The organism is Bradyrhizobium sp. SZCCHNR2028, assembly GCF_032380995.1.
Classification (GTDB): Bacteria; Pseudomonadota; Alphaproteobacteria; order Rhizobiales; family Xanthobacteraceae; genus Bradyrhizobium.
Genome location: NZ_JAUHJF010000010.1, coordinates 79,299 through 92,724, shown reverse-complemented (window position 1 = coordinate 92,724; position 13,426 = coordinate 79,299). Strand labels below are relative to the sequence as shown.

Sequence of the window (13,426 nt, the reverse complement as noted above, 5' to 3'; positions counted from 1 at the left end):
AGGCCGGCACGCAAGGATGCGCCCGATATCGGCAATGAAGGAGGAGATCGATGCGCGTCCACCACCTCAACACCGGCACGATGTGTCCACGCGGCGGTCGGCTGGTGAGCGGCAGCGGCGGCCTGTTCGCGCGCGCCCGCCTCGTCTGCCACTGCCTGCTGATCGAAAGCGATGACGGCCTCGTCCTCGTCGACACCGGCATCGGCACCGGCGACATCGCCGTGCCCGCACGATTGGGGGCACGCTGGGTGAGGCAGGCCGCGCCGCTTCTCGATGCGTCGGAGACGGCGCTGCAGCAGGTGCGGGCATTGGGCTTCTCGCCTGATGACGTCAGGCACATCCTGCTCACTCATCTCGACCGTGACCACGCCGGTGGCATCGGCGATTTCCCGAAGGCCAAGGTGCACGTTCATCGCGCGGAGCATGCGATGGCCGTCGAGGGCTCTCCGGCGCCGCCGCGCGGCCGCTACGTCGCCGGCCAATGGCGGCATCGTCCCGACTGGCAGTTCTACGGCGGTGATGGCGAGGACTGGTTCGGCTTTCGCGGTGTCCGCGCTGCCGTCGATCGCAGCGGCGACATCCTGATCATTCCTCTGCCGGGCCATACGCGCGGGCATTGCGGCGTCGCCGTGCGTCGCGGCGACGAATGGCTGCTGCACGCCGGCGATGCCTATTTCTTCCACGGCCAGCTCGATCCGCGGCCACGCATGCCGCTGCTGCTCGGGCTATTCCAGCGCAAGGGCGATCAGGATCGCGCGATGCGGATCGCCAACCAGGAGCGGCTGCGGCGCCTGAAATGCGACCATGGCGACCGGGTCACGATCGTGAACAGCCACGATCCCGTTGCCTACGAGACGTGCCGCTGCGGTGATCGGGCCGCAGCGCTCATTCCGGCCTGAGCAGGCGGAACGCCTCCTCGAGCAGATGCGGCGTGTGCTTGCCGGTCGAATCACGGCAGGCGCGTTCGAAATAGTCCGCCAGCGCCGGCCGGAATTTGGGATGCGCCGCCTGGTCGATGATGGCGCGGGCCCGCTGTTTCGGCGACAGGCCGCGCAGATCGGCGAGGCCGCGTTCGGTCACGAGAACCTGTACGTCGTGCTCGGTGTGGTCGACATGGGTGACCATCGGCACGATGCAGGAGATCGTCCCATTCTTTGCCGTCGAGGGCGTCATGAAGATCGATAGATAGGCGTTGCGGGCGAAGTCCCCGGAGCCGCCGATGCCGTTCATGATGCTGCTGCCGCGGACATGGGTCGAATTGACGTTGCCGTAGATGTCGGCCTCGATCATGCCGTTCATGGCGATGACGCCGAGCCGGCGGATCACCTCGGGATGGTTGGAGATCTCCTGCGGCCGCAGCACGATGCGGTCGCGCAGGAACTCGATCTCGCGATTGAATTCGATCGCAGCTTCCGAGCTCAGCGACAATGCGGTCGCGGAAGCGAGATCCATCCGGCCCGAGCGGATCAAATTCAGCATGCCGTCCTGCAGCACCTCGGTGTAGGCGGTGAGATGCGGGAACGGCCCGTCGTCGAGCCCGGCCATGACGGCGTTCGCGACATTGCCGACGCCGGATTGCAGCGGCAGCAGATTGCGCGGCAGGCGGCCCTGCTTCACCTCGTGTGCGAAGAACTCCAGGATGTGCCCGGCGATCGCGCCGGAGACATCGTCGGGCGCGGCGAAGCTCGTGTTGCGGTCCGGCGCATGGGTCTCGACGACCGCGATGACCTTGTCCGGATTGCAGCGATAGGTGGTCTCGCCGATGCGGTCGCCGGGCGCCACGATCGGGATCGGTTTGCGATGTGGCGGCAGGCGCGTGCCGTAATAGATGTCGTGCATGCCGAGCAGCGCCGGGTTCATCCACGAATTGACTTCGATGATGACGCGGTCCGCCAGATCGAGCCAGGTCTTGTTGTTGCCGATCGAGGTCGATGGGATCAGCCGCCCGTCGGGCAGGATGCCGGCGCATTCGATCACGGCGACGTCGAGATGGCCGAGAAAGCCAAACCACACGAACTGTGCGACATGGCTGAGATGCAGATCGATATAGTCGATGCTGCCGGCGTTGATGCGCTGTCGTGTCGCCGGATCGGACTGATAAGGCAGGCGCAGGTCGATGCCATCAGCCCGGGCGAGTGCGCCGTCGAGCTCGGGCGCGGTGCTTGCCCCGGTCCACACGCCGACGCGGAACGGCTCGCCGCGCGCATGCGCGGCTTCGATCCGGCGCGCCAGCGCGAGCGGCACCGCTTTCGGGTAGCCCGACCCGGTGAAGCCGCTCATGCCGACATGGTTGCCGGGCTCGACCAGCGCGGCAGCCTCGTCCGCCGACATGATCTTGGCGCGCAGCGCCTGTGACATCACCTGCGATGAACTCATCGTGCAAACTCCATGCGCGATCGTCCAGACCGCCAAGTCCGCGCTGTTTAAGGTGGGCCCTCCACGGGTGATTTGACAGGGGTCAAGCCGCAACGGCCCGGGCGTGCATCACAGCCCTGCAAGGCGCGCGCGTCGCAGCTCCCGGACCTTCGCGGCGCGCGAGCGCTCCGTCAGCATGTTGGCCTTGCTGTAGCGCGGATCGCCGGTGACCTCGTCTCCGACCCAGTCCGGCAGGGTCACGACGGTCGTTTCGGTCGGCAGCTCGATCTCGGCGATCACGACGCCCTCGAGCGCGTCGTGGTAGACGTCGACCTCCCAGACGCCGCTTTCCGCGGGCACGTAGTGACGCGTCTTTTCGAGGATGCGCCCATTGCAATGCGCGAACAGCACCGCGGCGTGGTCCGCTGGAATATCGTACTCGAATTCATCTCGGGTCAGGCCGCGGCGGCCGCTCTTCACGCACAGCGTCGTCCGGTTGCCATAGCAGCGAACGCGGACCTTGAGGCCGTCCTGACGTGCGACGAGCCCGTCGCGCAGGCGTTCACTGTGCGTCGCCTGATCCCGCCAAGCATCGGACTTGACGAGAAACTTCCGTTCGATTTCGAGAGCCATGACCTGATGTTGAGCGAAGCGCCGCCGTCTTGATACGTCATAGCAGCGGCGCGCGACAACGACTATGCCACCAAGGATGAAGAGAGTGTTGTCGAATTCATCCAGGACGTCGTATTGACTTATCGTTTGCCGCGCGGCTTCTCGGCCTTGGCTGGTGCCTCGGTCTGTACGCCGCAGCTTGCCGCTGCAAGGGAGGCCTGCGCCTGCGGCATGAGACCCGGCTCGGCGGCAAGGGCCTTCAGCACGATCAACCCGGTCGTCGTCGGCGAATCGATGATCAGCCGGTCGGCGGCCGTGATCTCCTCGTCCTCGGGCAGGTCTTCATGCTGCGCCTCGGTCATCAGGTTGAGCTCGATCACGCGCTTGCCGGCGGAGCGGTCGTTGATGGCGTAGTAGGCGATCTCGTTGCGCGTGTAGAACGACACCGACGTATAGGCCTGGCTCACCGGAACCGTGAGCTTCAGCGGTCCGTCGGACAGATCGTAGCGGCAGATCGCCATGGCGAAAGCCGGGTCCATGAACGGCATCGGCGAATTGCCGGGATCGGCGAGCGGCAAGGGCGTCACGGCGTTCAGCTTGGTCATCGGCGTCAGCCGGGAATAGGCGTCCTGGGTCGAGATCCGCGGCAACGCCAGCACGCTGACGAGATGGACCACGCCGCCGAGCAGCACGCCGACGACGACCGTGAACAGCAGCCGGATCATGATGGGCAGCCCACTGTCGTGATCGACGGCATCGGCGCGTCGCGCTGCGTGCGGGTTGCGACACCGACCGGCGTGTCGTAGAGCCGCAGCATCAGCGCGTAGCGCTCGATGCCGCCGGTCGGCAGCCAGTTGCCGGAGCGCGAGCGCGCGGCGACGCGAATCTCGAAGGAGCCATCGGCACCTCGCACCAGCTCCTGGCTGGTGAAGCCGTAGCGCTGCAGCGTGTTGGCGACGAGGTGGCCCTTGCGGTCGTAGAGCGTGAGCGTCCAGAAGCGGGCGGGGGGCGTGACGCCGCTGACGAGGATGTCGCAGCGACCGTCGAGCGGCTTCTTCTTGTCGTCTCTGGTGGCGGTGAAGGCCACGCCGTCGCCGGTGCCGATCGGCAGCTCGCCGTTGCGGGTGATGGTCGCGCGGGCATAGGGGTCGACGTCGGCCGTGCCCGTCTTCGGACGCGCCGTCCACGCGCCGATCGTCAAGGTGCCGAATTCGGTGCCGCGGGTCGTCGTCATCCAGGTCGCGCCGATGCCGACGCCGGTGGCGATCAGGAGCGTAAGCAGGGTGATGAAGAGCAGCCGCACGGGGATCGCTGACGTCAGTTCTTGCGCAGGGCAGGAGTGGTCACGCCGTCGGCCGTTGCCGCGACGTAGTTTTCAGGAAAGGCCAGCGCGCTCGACGACACCGGCTTGGCGGGTTTGCGCGGATCGACGGGCGCCGCCTTCTCGGCCACGCGCGCGGCGTCGTCGAGCATCTTCTCGACCTGGACCAGGACGTCGGCGCCGCGACGGGTCAGGACCGGCGGTGGGCCGGGTTTGATCTCCAGCGTTTTCGGCTGGCCGGCCTGCGCCATCGCGGCGGACGCGGGCTGCGGCGGCAGCTTCTCGCCCATGCCGACTCCGGGCAGCTCCTTGACCTCGATGCCCTGATGCGCGGCGACCATGATGTCGTGCCACGTCTGTGCCGGCAGCGAGCCGCCGGTCATACGGTTGGTCGGCGAATAGTCGTCATTGCCGTACCAGACCGCGCAGGTGAAGTTGCCGGTGTAGCCGACGAACCAGGCGTCCCGATAGGCATTGGTGGTGCCGGTCTTGCCGGCGGTCGGAATGCCGTCGAGTGCGGCGCGGCGTGCGGTGCCTTCGCTGACGACGTGGCTCATCATGCCCGCCATGTCGGCAGCAACCGAGGCCGGGATCGCCTGCTTCGGCTTCGGGCCGTCGCGGTCCCAGCGCCAGACCAGGTCGCCGCCGCCGGTGCGGACCTCGAGCACGGAATGCGGCGTCACCGCCTTGCCCTTGTTCGGGAAGGTCGCATAGGCGACCGCGTGCTCCAGCACCGTGACCTCGTCGGAGCCGATCGGCATCGACGGCGTGTCGGGCAGCGGCGCCTTGAGGCCGAAGCGCCGGGCGACCTCGATGATCTTGGCGCGGCCGGCCTTTGGTCCCTCCCTGCCGCCAAGCGCGATCGACAGCTTCACAGGCACGACGTTGATCGAGCGCGTAATCGCCTGCGTCAGCGTGACCGAGCCGGAATAGGAATGGCCATAATTCTGCGGGCACCAATTGCCGATGCAGACCGGACCGTCGACGACGATCGACGTCGGCTTGAAGCCGTTCAGCAGCGCGGTGGTGTAGACATAGGGCTTGAAAGATGACCCCGGCTGCCGGTAGGCGTCCACGGCGCGGTTGAACTGGCTGGCGCCGTAGTCGCGGCCGCCGACCATGGCGCGGATGCCGCCGTCGAGGTCGGAGACGACAGTTGCCGCCTGGGTTGCGTGATAGTCGCGGCCGAACTGGCGCAACTGGTTCTCGATCGCCTCGTCGGCCGCATGCTGCACGGTCATGTCGATCGAGGTCCGCACCACGAAGACGCGCTCGGTGTAGGATTTCGGGAACGTGTCGACCAGCTTGCGCATCTCGTCGAAGGCGTAGTCGAGGAAGTAGTTCGGCGAGCTCTCATCGCGGCGGTCGACCGCGAAGGCCGGGTTGCGGCGGGCGCCGAACACCTGGCCTTCGGTCATGAAGCCGGCGTCGACCAGATTGTCGAGCACGACGTTGGCGCGGGCGCGGGCGGCGGGCAGGTTGATGTGGGGGGCGAACTTGGTCGGCGCCTTGAACAGGCCGGCCAGCATCGCGGCTTCGGCGAGGTTGATGTCGCGCACCGACTTGTTGAAATAGAAGTGTGCCGCGCCGTCGACGCCGAAGGTGCCGCCGCCCATATAGGCGCGGTCGAGATAGAGCTTGAGGATCTCGTTCTTTGTCAGCCGGGTTTCCAGCCAGATCGCCAGGAACGCCTCGTTGACCTTGCGCTCGATGGTGCGCTCGTTGGACAGGAACAGGTTCTTGGCGAGCTGCTGGCTGATCGAGGAGCCGCCCTGGCGGACGCCGCCGGCCTGGGCGTTGGTGACGAGGGCGCGCGCCGTGCCGGCGATGTCGATGCCGAAATGATCGTAGAAGCGGCGGTCCTCGGTGGCGAGCGTCGCCTTGATCAGATTGTCCGGAAAGTCCTCCAGCGGGATCGAGTCGTTGTGCTTGATGCCGCGGCTGCCGATCGGGTTGCCGTAGCGGTCGAGGAAGGTGACGGCGAGGTCGGACTTCTTCAGCCAGTCCTCGTCGGCTGTTTCCCGGAAGGCGGGGATCGCGAGCGCCAGCATCAGCACCAGGCCGCCCAGCCCGATGGTGGCGGCCTCCGAGAACGGCTCGACGAACACCCAGCGCTTCCAGCCGCCGACATAGAAGCGGTCCATGAACGCCGAATAGCGTTCATACAGCTCGCGGGTGCCGCGCAGGGAGGAGAACAGCGCTGAATCGAAGCGGGCGTCGAGATCCAGGCGGAAATTGTTGATCCGCTTCTTCCAATCGTCTGGAATGATCTGCCGCACGGGAACCCTGGTCGTTTCGAAAGCGTGTCAGCTGGCTTCGAAAGCACTCAGCAAGTGGGGCTGGGGGCCATCGAAGGGTCTTGCGCGATTGTTGCGGCAAACCCATGGCACTGCACAGTCAGCCGCCCGAACCCGAGCACCTGACCCCAAGCCGCGTTGCCGGCGCCGCGCCGGAGTGACTCAACCATCTATCTAGCCGAGCGGAGGTCACAAACCAATGGTTCCGCTCACAATTTGATGCACAAAGCTAACGTGCCGCCGTAATCGGCAAAGCCCCTTGCGCGGCTCGGGGCCGGGCACCTAGATGGCGGCCACGCCATGCCCTCCTTGAGAATCGCCCGATGACCGCACCGCTCAAACGTCCCTCGGGCCAGGAGGGAATGTTCTGGAAAACCAAGATCTTGGAAGAGATGTCCGAGGCAGAATGGGAAAGCCTGTGCGATGGCTGCGGGCGATGCTGCCTGGAGAAGCTGGAAGACGAGGATACCGGCGACATCTACTTCACCCACATCTCGTGCAAGCTCTTGGATGCCGGGCTATGTGCCTGCAAGGACTACCCGAATCGTTCCGAACAAGTGTCGGATTGCGTTCGCCTGACGCCTGAGAACGTCCGCACCCTGACGTGGCTGCCGCCGAGCTGCGGCTACCGCCTCGTGGCCGAGGGGCGCGATCTCTACTGGTGGCATCCCTTGATCTCGGGCGATCCTCAGACGGTGCATGAAGCCGGCGTCTCGGTGCGCGGCCGGGTCGAAGGGACCGAGGACGACGTTCCGGACGACCAGCTCGAGGATCACATCGTGCAATGGCCGGTGCTGCTGCCGAAGCGGGCCAAGTTGAAGCGACGGCCGAAATAGGCTCGATCACCTCGCGTTCGCAGCAAATCACGATGATGCGACCGTTCTCGTGCTGTCGGGATGCACCCATGCGCCCGGCCGGCTGCCGCGGGGGAAATTTATGCCTTAAGTAGTTCGCCAGTCAGCGAATCCGCGCGGCGTTCGTCGCGCCCGGCATAGCATTCATCCCATGAACAAGTTCGATCGGCAGAGCCATTGTCCTGCCGCGTCCCCATCCCTGCCCGAAGAGATCGCCGCCGAGCTGCCGGCCATTCCGCCGCAGGTGCAGGCGATCGAGGATGCGCCGCCGCTCGCGCCGCCCGTGCCGCTGACCCAGGCCGAGGTGCGGACCATCCTGATGAGCCTGCTGCTGACGATGTTCCTGGCCGCGCTCGACCAGACCATCGTGGCGACCGCGCTGCCGACCATCGGCCGCGAGTTCCAGGACGTCACCAATCTCTCCTGGGTGATCACCGCCTACCTGCTGGCGTCGACCGCGGTGGCGCCGGTGTTCGGAACGCTCTGCGACATCTATGGCCGGCGCTCCATGATCATCACCGCGCTCAGCCTGTTCGTGGTCGGCTCGGTGGTCTGCGCGCTGGCGCCGAACATGCCGGTGCTGATCCTCGCCCGCGGCCTGCAGGGGTTGGGTGGTGGCGGCATCATGCCGGTGGTCCAGACCGTGATCTCCGACGTCGTCAGCCCGCGCGAGCGCGGCCAGTACCAGGCCTATTTCAGCGGCGTCTGGCTGTTGGCCGGCCTGCTCGGGCCGGTGATCGGCGGCTTCTTCGCCGACCATCTGCACTGGTCGATGATCTTCTGGATCAACGTCCCGCTCGCGATCGCGGCGCTCGCATTGCTGCTGCCCAAGATGGGCCGGCTGCCGGTCTATCACCGGCTGCGCAAGGTCGACTGGGCCGGCGGCCTGCTGCTGATGGCCTCGGCCGTCGTGTTCATGCTGGTGCTGACCTGGGGCGGCCACAAGCTGGCCTGGCTGTCGCCGACCTTGCTGGCGATGATCGGCAGCGCGGTGGCGCTGGGCTTGGCCTTCGTCTGGCACGCCAGACGGGCCGATGAGCCGTTCCTGCCGCTGTCGCTGATGGGCGGCACGGTCGTGCCCTACGGCATGCTGGCAAGCGGCTGCGCACTCGGCGCGCTGATCGGGCTCACGGTCCATCTGCCGCTCTATTACGAGCTGGTCTATCATTTGACGCCGAGCGAGGCCGGCCTCGGCCTGATTCCGATCGCGGCGATCTCGACCTTCGGTGCGGCGATTGCCGGCCGCACCATGGCCCGGGTCAGGCACTACAAGCGCGTCGCCATCGTGGGCACGATCATCGGCACCATCGCCGCCGCGGTCATGACGGTGACCACGCCCTCGCTCTGGGTGCTGATGGCGCTGCTGTCGATCTACGGCATCGGGCTCGGAACGGCGTTCCCGATCTCGGTGGTCTCGCTGCAGAACGCGGTGGACCGCTCCCAGATCGGCACCATCACCGGCGCGATGAACTTCTTCCGCTCGATGATGTCCTCGTTCACGGTTGCGGCCTTCAGCGCCATCCTGCTGATGGCGCTGGGCGCCGACATTTCGCTGGCGGAGGGCGCCCATGGCGCGGTCAGCGGCATCGCGGAAGCCGACATGATCCATGCCTTCCGCTTCGTCTATGCCGCGGCCACCGCGATGCTGGCCTGCGCCTCGGTCTGCATGATGCTGATGGAGGAGCGGCCGCTGGCCGGCCCGTCGCGCACCGAGCCGGTGGAGATGGCGGAATAGGAAAGACAGGTAGGGTGGGCAAAGGCGCCCGGCACAGCCGTTGTTCCAAGGCACCCTGTCGCGCGCGCCGTGCCCACCGTCGTCAAGCACAGCCCGCGGCGAGATGGTGGGCACGGCGCCACCACGATGGGACGTGAGGAGAGAGCACAGCTGCGCCTTTGCCCACCCTACGGTTCGTCAGTTGGGGCCGCTACTCGCGCGGCTGAGGGATCTCGATGTTGTCCTGCCCGCGCGAGCCGTCGTCGAGCGATGACTTCACCAGACCAGCCTCGACGCGTTTCGCAAATTCGGTCGATCGGCCGTTCGCCAGCTCCCTGGCTTGGCTGATCCATCGCTCGCGCTCGATCCGTCCTGCGAACGCCAGATACGAGCCGACCCATTTGGCGTGCTCGGCGGTCCAGGCTGCGATCTGCTCGAAATGCCAGATGCCGAGGCCGTGCAGCCGGGCCTCGTTCTGCTTGCCGATGCCCTTGATGAGCTTGAGATCGTCGGCTTGCCCGCCGCGCGGCGCCGCCAGTCCGAGCGGGCGGGCGCCGCCATGGGTGTCCTCGTTCTCGACGGGCGGCATCAGCGCCGGCAGGTGGGCCAGGAGGTAGCTGGCCTCGTCCTCGCTCAGCGGCGCGTCGGCCTGATCATCGATCGTGATCGCGCCGGACTTCACCGCAGTCGAATGCGCGGTGTCGAGGCCCGCGGCGAGCAGCTTGGCCTGCGCGATCCAATGCTCGCGCTCGATCCGGCCGGGGAAGGCCATGTGATGGCCGACCCAGCTCGCATGGTCAGGCGACCACGCCGCGATCTGGCTGAAATGGTGGATGCCGATGTCGTTGAGGACGCGCTCGTTCTTGGGTCCGATGCCCTTGATCAGCTTGAGATCATCGGCGGCACCGTTGGGTGCGGGCAGGGCCGGCGGCCTGCCGTCGGCTGTGGCTGGGATCTCCGGCGCCGATGATGCGGCAACCTCGGCTGCAAGCCGTTCCGCCTCGGCGTCTGCGGCGAGGTCATCGGCTTCCGCCCTTGCGGCCGCGTCGGCGGCCAGGCGATCGGCCTCGGCCTTGGCGGTCGCTTCGGCCGCGAGACGCTGAGCCTCCGCCTCGGCTTTCGCGACGGCCTCCGCCGCAAGACGGTCCGCTTCGGCTTTCGCCGCTGCTTCGGCGGCCAAGCGTTCAGCTTCGGCCTTTTCAGCCGCTTCTGCCGCAACACGATCGGCCTCTACTTTCGCGGCTGCTTCCGCAGCGAGGCGGTCGGCCTCGGCTTTCGCGGCGGTCTCCGCAGCAAGGCGCTGGGACTCGGCGTTCGCCGCCGCCTCGGCAGCGAGACGTTCGGCTTCGGCCTTCGCCGCGGCCTCGGCCGCCAGACGATCAGCCTCGGCCCTTGCCGCGACTTCCGCGGCGAGCCGCTCAGCCTCGGCCTTTGCGGCCGTTTCGGCGGCTAGACGCTCGGCCTCCGCCCGTGCAGCGGCTTCGGCCGCAACACGATCGGCTTCAGCTTTCGCGGCGGCTTCAGTGGCGAGGCGATCGGCCTCGACGCTGGCTGCGGCTTGCGCAGCCGGGGATGGGCTGTCCGCCCAAGGACTGGCCGCCGCCGTTGCGCCGGCGAACGCGACGCTGTGTCCAGGACCGCCCGGCGACATCGCACTGGTGTCACCCAGCCCGACATAGTCCTTGAGCTGTCCGCCGATCAGGCAGCCGAGCACATAGGCGCCGACCATCAGCAGGCCGACCTCGAGCCACAGGCCGGCACGTCCGGGCAGCACGCTCAGCAGCGCCATCACGATCCCGATGACGAGGGCGAGCGTCGCCGGCAGCAGCCAGCTTCTCAGCCAATCCGGCCGCGGCGCGTCCGACCAGGTGCGCCAGCCGACAAAGCCGCCGATGCCGACGGCGAAGATGATCCAGAACGGAAATGTCGCAAGGTCGTACATCATGATGTCAGCGCCTCACTTGACGACGAATTCGATGCGGCGGTTCTGCGCGCGGCCTTCGGCCGTGTCGTTGGAGACGACCGGCTTGGTCTGGCCGTAGCCCTCCGAGGTCATGCGCGAGGTGTCGATGCCGGCGTCGCCGATGTAGCCGACCACCGCCGCCGCCCGGCGCTTGGAGAGGTCCATGTTGTCAGCTTCGTCGCCGACATTGTCGGTGTGGCCTTCGATCGCGATCTCGGCATCCTTGCAGCGCTGCGCAACCTCGATCAGGTGATCGAGCAGCGCCAGCGAGGCGCGGCTCAGCTCGGCGCTGCCGGTGCTGAAGCGGATGCGGCCCTTGGCGAGCAGCCCGTTGAACGCCGGCTGGCACTCCGCGACCGCGAGTGGCGGGCTTTCCGGCTTGACGCCGATCTTGACGTCGTCGAGCTTGAAGCCGCTGCCGACCGCCTCGGCGAGCTCCTTGCGGACCTGCGCGGCCGACTTGTCGTAGATGGCAAGCCCGTCGACCGTGATCGCCGCGTCCTTCGCCGTCAGCGCGCCGGACCACAGCCGCGCCAGCGCCGGGAACGTCGCCTTCAGCGACTGCACGTAATCCTTTGGCGCACCGTCGCCGATCTTCAGACCGTCCTCGACCGTCTCGGTGATGAAGGTCGACGTGGCGGCGTCGACGAGATCGCGGCGGGCGGCGTCATCAGGCACGTAGCCGCTCAGCATGACACGGCCGTCCTGCTTCTGTAGTCCGAACGCGTAAGGCGAGACCGGGCCGTCGCGGACGTCGATGGACGCGAGCGCGAACGGCGCGGGCAGGGCGCCGGCCAGTTGCTCGCGCACGGCTGCGCCGGTGACGTTGGCGAGTCCGACGCCCCTGAGCGAGACCTGGGTGTCGTTGATCTCGGCGCGCCCCTGCGACAGCCTGGCGAGCTGCTGCAGCAGGCTCGCGCTCGCTTTGGCAAGGTCGCCATCCGGAGCGCCGCGGGCGATGCCGATCTGGCTCTTGATCGGCTTGCCGTCGAACTGTCCGCTGGCGGAGCCGAGCATCGCATCGCGGGCCGCTCCGCTCGGCGCGAGACCTGTGAGGCTCAAGCCGGTGCCGTCGAACTCCGCCGACCAGCGATAGGGCTTGATCTCCGGCGGCAGAATGTCGGCCTTCGCCAAGGTCAGCCCGGTCGGCAGCTTGCCGACACCGGCCATCGTTTCGTCATAGGCGGCGGTCGAGGGCGCCTCGCCCGAAATCGTGTAGGTGGCGTCGGAGATGACGACGCGGCCCGTGCTCAGCCTGGTGAGCTCCGTCAGCGCATAGGACGTGTAGGCACCAAAATCGCCAGCAGGCGCGCCACGCGCGATCTGCATGTGATGCATCACCGACGCGCCGGGCCAGGCCTTGATCGCGGCGGCCTCGAGCGCGCGCCTGATGTCGTCATTCGGAACGACGCCGGACATCACCAGCGTGTTGCCCTCGCGAACCGCGCTCCAGATGAACGGCTTTGCCTCCGGCGGCAGGATCGCGACCTTGTCGAGCACGGCGCCGCCCGGCAACTGCCGCGTCGCGGCGATGGCGGCCTCATAGGCGTCCGACGATGCGGCGGCACCTGCGATCGAATAGGCCTTGTCCGCGAGCGCGAACGTGCCGCCGTTGAGCTTGGCGGCCTGGATCGATCCGTGGCTCGCGATGGCCGCGAAGTCGGCCGGAGCTCCCAGCGCATAGCCGAGGCGATCGACCACCTCACCGCCGGACGAACGGACGGCATTGAGCACGGCATTCCGAACGGCGGGCGTCGGCACCGCGCCTTCGAGCACGAGCTGGCTGCCGTTTCGCGTGGCGCGGAAGGCATACGGTTTCGGTGTCGGCAGCTTGTCGTAGGTGCCGTCGACGAGCCGAACGCCGTTGACCGACGCGGCGTCCTCCAGTTTCGTCGACTGATCGGGACTGAACTCCGGCCCTTCGATGCGAACGTCACGCCCCGCGACAGAGACCTTGAGAGCCGCGGCTGTGTCGGGGACGGCGGCGGCAACGGCGGCACGTGCCCGCGGTGCGATATCGTCCTCGACCCCCGCCGTCTTGAAGCTCATGGCCGCGAGCCACAGCACGGCAACAGCGATCAGTCCCGCCCACCATTTCGATGGTTGATGCATGTGAGAGCCCCTCGTTTCCCCACCTGCGCCCGGTTCACCCGGATCGTTCCGTTGTCATGAACCACGTGTCGAGCCTATCAGAACAGCTCTCGGAGACCAGCCGTCGGCACGTTGTGTGTTTCAATATGCACAAGCTGCGAGAGCGTCGCCGTCTGCGAGCTTCGCACCGCACCCGATCGTCCTCAAGGTGCGATCAAA

General features: G+C 67.2%; 10 protein-coding genes. 3 read left to right on the top strand and 7 right to left on the bottom strand.

Annotated elements, in window-relative coordinates:
* Positions 1 to 50: 50 nt before the first annotated feature.
* Positions 51 to 899 (top strand): MBL fold metallo-hydrolase, encoded by an 849-nt coding sequence (locus QX121_RS17665; protein WP_315812616.1) that lies wholly within the window; start codon positions 51 to 53, stop codon positions 897 to 899.
* On the opposite strand, the gene QX121_RS17660 is transcribed toward QX121_RS17665, so the two are convergent.
* The 5 genes from QX121_RS17660 to QX121_RS17640 form a co-directional block, all read right to left on the bottom strand.
* Complete coding sequence (locus QX121_RS17660; RefSeq protein WP_315812615.1) at positions 886 to 2,376, bottom strand: acetyl-CoA hydrolase/transferase family protein; 1,491 nt, start codon at positions 2,374 to 2,376, stop codon at positions 886 to 888. The two genes, QX121_RS17665 and QX121_RS17660, sit on opposite strands and share 14 nt — an antisense overlap.
* A gap of 108 nt (positions 2,377 to 2,484) precedes the next feature.
* Entirely contained in the window at positions 2,485 to 2,988 is a 504-nt protein-coding gene (locus QX121_RS17655) for a CYTH domain-containing protein (protein WP_315777559.1), read from the bottom strand.
* Between the two features lie 119 nt (positions 2,989 to 3,107).
* Entirely contained in the window at positions 3,108 to 3,692 is a 585-nt protein-coding gene (locus QX121_RS17650) for a DUF1254 domain-containing protein (protein WP_315739852.1), read from the bottom strand.
* Positions 3,689 to 4,270 (bottom strand): DUF1214 domain-containing protein, encoded by a 582-nt coding sequence (locus QX121_RS17645; protein ID WP_315777560.1) that lies wholly within the window; start codon positions 4,268 to 4,270, stop codon positions 3,689 to 3,691. Before QX121_RS17645 ends, QX121_RS17650 begins: the two co-directional genes overlap by 4 nt.
* Positions 4,271 to 4,284: 14 nt before the next feature.
* On the bottom strand, positions 4,285 to 6,567 hold the full coding sequence (locus tag QX121_RS17640) for a PBP1A family penicillin-binding protein (RefSeq protein ID WP_315756480.1): 2,283 nt from the start codon (positions 6,565 to 6,567) through the stop codon (positions 4,285 to 4,287).
* Between the two features lie 341 nt (positions 6,568 to 6,908).
* Here QX121_RS17640 and QX121_RS17635 point away from each other — a divergent pair, with 341 nt between their 5' ends.
* On the top strand, positions 6,909 to 7,421 hold the full coding sequence (locus QX121_RS17635) for a YcgN family cysteine cluster protein (protein ID WP_315739849.1): 513 nt from the start codon (positions 6,909 to 6,911) through the stop codon (positions 7,419 to 7,421).
* A gap of 169 nt (positions 7,422 to 7,590) precedes the next feature.
* Positions 7,591 to 9,174: an MDR family MFS transporter gene (locus QX121_RS17630; protein ID WP_315812614.1), complete on the top strand. Its 1,584-nt coding sequence runs from the start codon at positions 7,591 to 7,593 to the stop codon at positions 9,172 to 9,174.
* A gap of 190 nt (positions 9,175 to 9,364) precedes the next feature.
* Here the strand turns inward: QX121_RS17630 and QX121_RS17625 are convergent, their stop codons facing one another.
* Entirely contained in the window at positions 9,365 to 11,098 is a 1,734-nt protein-coding gene (locus QX121_RS17625) for a cell envelope biogenesis protein TolA (protein ID WP_315812613.1), read from the bottom strand.
* Between the two features lie 12 nt (positions 11,099 to 11,110).
* The gene (locus QX121_RS17620) at positions 11,111 to 13,228 is read right to left on the bottom strand and encodes an OmpA family protein (protein ID WP_315812612.1); all 2,118 of its coding nucleotides are present in this window, start codon (positions 13,226 to 13,228) and stop codon (positions 11,111 to 11,113) included.
* Positions 13,229 to 13,426: the final 198 nt, after the last annotated feature.

What these genes read in the sequence shown, in the direction of transcription:
- QX121_RS17630 (WP_315812614.1), top strand. Translation starts at nt 7,591, where the DNA reads ATGAACAAGTTCGATCGGCAGAGCCATTGTCCTGCCGCGTCCCCATCC.
- QX121_RS17650 (WP_315739852.1), bottom strand. Translation starts at nt 3,692, where the DNA reads ATGATCCGGCTGCTGTTCACGGTCGTCGTCGGCGTGCTGCTCGGCGGC.
- QX121_RS17620 (WP_315812612.1), bottom strand. Translation starts at nt 13,228, where the DNA reads ATGCATCAACCATCGAAATGGTGGGCGGGACTGATCGCTGTTGCCGTG.
- QX121_RS17655 (WP_315777559.1), bottom strand. Translation starts at nt 2,988, where the DNA reads ATGGCTCTCGAAATCGAACGGAAGTTTCTCGTCAAGTCCGATGCTTGG.
- QX121_RS17665 (WP_315812616.1), top strand. Translation starts at nt 51, where the DNA reads ATGCGCGTCCACCACCTCAACACCGGCACGATGTGTCCACGCGGCGGT.
- QX121_RS17625 (WP_315812613.1), bottom strand. Translation starts at nt 11,098, where the DNA reads ATGATGTACGACCTTGCGACATTTCCGTTCTGGATCATCTTCGCCGTC.
- QX121_RS17660 (WP_315812615.1), bottom strand. Translation starts at nt 2,376, where the DNA reads ATGAGTTCATCGCAGGTGATGTCACAGGCGCTGCGCGCCAAGATCATG.
- QX121_RS17635 (WP_315739849.1), top strand. Translation starts at nt 6,909, where the DNA reads ATGACCGCACCGCTCAAACGTCCCTCGGGCCAGGAGGGAATGTTCTGG.